This is a genomic window from uncultured Amnibacterium sp. (genome assembly GCF_964244015.1).
GTDB lineage: Bacteria > Actinomycetota > Actinomycetes > Actinomycetales > Microbacteriaceae > Amnibacterium.
Genome location: NZ_CAXTHO010000213.1, coordinates 1 through 2,143, shown reverse-complemented (window position 1 = coordinate 2,143; position 2,143 = coordinate 1). Strand labels below are relative to the sequence as shown.

Below are 2,143 nucleotides of genomic sequence, written 5' to 3'. Positions count from 1 at the left end.
CGCCCCGAGTACGACGAGGCGATGATCGCCGACCGCCTCGCCGGGCAGGTGATCGCCCTCACCGGCTGCAGGAAGGGCCGGGTGCGGCAGGCGCTCGTCACCCCCTCCGGCCTCGATGCCGACGCAGCGGCGCGGGAGCTCGACCGGCTCGTCGACGTGTTCGGGCGGGACGGCGTCGTGGTCGAGCTGTTCGACAGCGGCGACCCGCTCGACGGCCCGGCGAACGACGCCCTGCACGCGCTCGCGCTGGAGCGCCGCCTCCGCTTCGTCGCCACCTCCAACGCGCACGCCGCCTCCCCCGAGCGCCGCCGGCTCGCGACCGCGCTCGCCGCGGTGCGCGCGCGCCGCAGCCTCGACGACATGGACGGCTGGCTGCCCGCCGCCGTCAGCCACCTGCGCAGCGGAGCCGAGCAGCGCGAGCGGTTCGCCCGCTACCCCGGCGCCACCTCGACCACGGTCGAGATCGCAGACGAGACCCGCTTCGTGCTCCGCAGCCTGAAGCCGGGCCTGCCGAAGCTGCCGGTGCCTGCGGGGCACACCCCGATGTCGTGGCTGCGGCAGCTGGTGCACGACGCGATCCCGGTGAAGTACCCGAAGGCGACGCCCGCGCACCTCGCCCGCATCGAGCGGGAGCTCGCGGTGATCGAGGAGAAGGACTTCCCCGGCTACTTCCTGATCGTGCACGGCATCGTCGACTACGCACGCAGCCAGGGCATCCTCTGCCAAGGCCGCGGGTCGGCCGCGAACTCCGCCGTCTGCTACCTGCTGTCGATCACCGCGGTCGACTCGATCTTCTTCGACCTGCCGTTCGAGCGCTTCCTGTCCGCCCTCCGCGACGAGGAGCCCGACATCGACGTCGACTTCGACTCCGACCGGCGGGAGGAGGTGATCCAGCACGTCTACCGGACCTACGGACGCCGGAACGCGGCGCAGGTCGCGAACGTGATCACCTACCGGCCGAAGAACGCGGTGCGCGACATGGCGAAGGCGCTCGGCGCGTCCACTGGGCAGCAGGACGCGTGGAGCCGGCAGGTGGAGCGCTGGGGCGCCGTCACCTCCTCCGACGACCACGACATCCCCGGCCCCGTCGTCGATCTGGCCGGGCAGCTGCTGAAAGCGCCGCGGCACCTCGGTATCCACTCCGGCGGCATGGTGCTGACCGACCGGCCCGTCGGCGAGGTCGTGCCGATCGAGCACGCCCGCATGGAGCACCGCACCGTCCTGCAGTGGGACAAGGACGACTGCGCCTACATGGGCCTGGTGAAGTTCGACCTGCTCGGCCTCGGGATGCTCGCGGCGCTGCAGTACTCGTTCGACCTCGCGGCGCGGCACACGGGTGAGCGGTGGAGGCTCGAGACGATCCCGAAGGAGGAGCAGGGCGTCTACGACCAGCTGTGCCGGGCGGACGCGGTCGGGATCTTCCAGGTGGAGTCGCGGGCGCAGCTGGGGCTGCTGCCCCGGTTCCTGCCCCGGAAGTTCTACGACCTCGCGATCGAGGTCGCCCTGATCCGGCCCGGCCCGATCCAGGGCGGCGCCGTGCACCCGATCGTGCGGCGGCGGCGCGGCGACGAGCCGGTCTCCTACCTCCACCCGCTGCTCGAGCCGGTGCTCGAGCGCACGATGGGGGTGCCGATCTTCCAGGAGCAGCTGATGCAGATCGCGATGGCGGTCGGCGGGTGCTCGGGCGAGGACGCGGACCTGCTGCGCCGCGCGATGGGGTCGAAGCGCGGGATCGAGAAGATCGAGTCGTTGAAGGGGAAGCTGTACGCCGGGATGGCCGGCAACGGCATCACCGGTGAGAAGGCCGACGAGATCTACGGCAAGATCCAGGCGTTCGCGAGCTTCGGCTTCGCGGAGAGCCACTCGCTGTCGTTCGCGCTGCTCGTCTACGCGTCCGCCTGGATGCGCCTCCACTACCCGGGGGTGTTCCTCGCCTCGCTGCTGCGCGCGCAGCCGATGGGGTTCTACTCCCCCGCCTCCCTCACCGCCGACGCCCGCCGGCACGGGGTGGTCGTGCGGCGGCCGGACATCAACCTGTCCGGTGCGGACGCGGGGATGGAGGCGATCCTCGGACACGTCCCGCCATCCCGCGACGCCTGCCTCGACCCCGAGCAGCCGCCGGTCTCCGCGGAGTTCGATCCCA

General features: G+C 72.0%; 1 protein-coding gene. It reads left to right on the top strand.

Annotation, left to right across the window (positions count from 1 at the left end; genetic code table 11):
* Window positions 1-2,143 (top strand): error-prone DNA polymerase (locus ACFE67_RS14930; protein ID WP_375407657.1); only part of this gene is annotated, 2,143 nt, incomplete at both ends.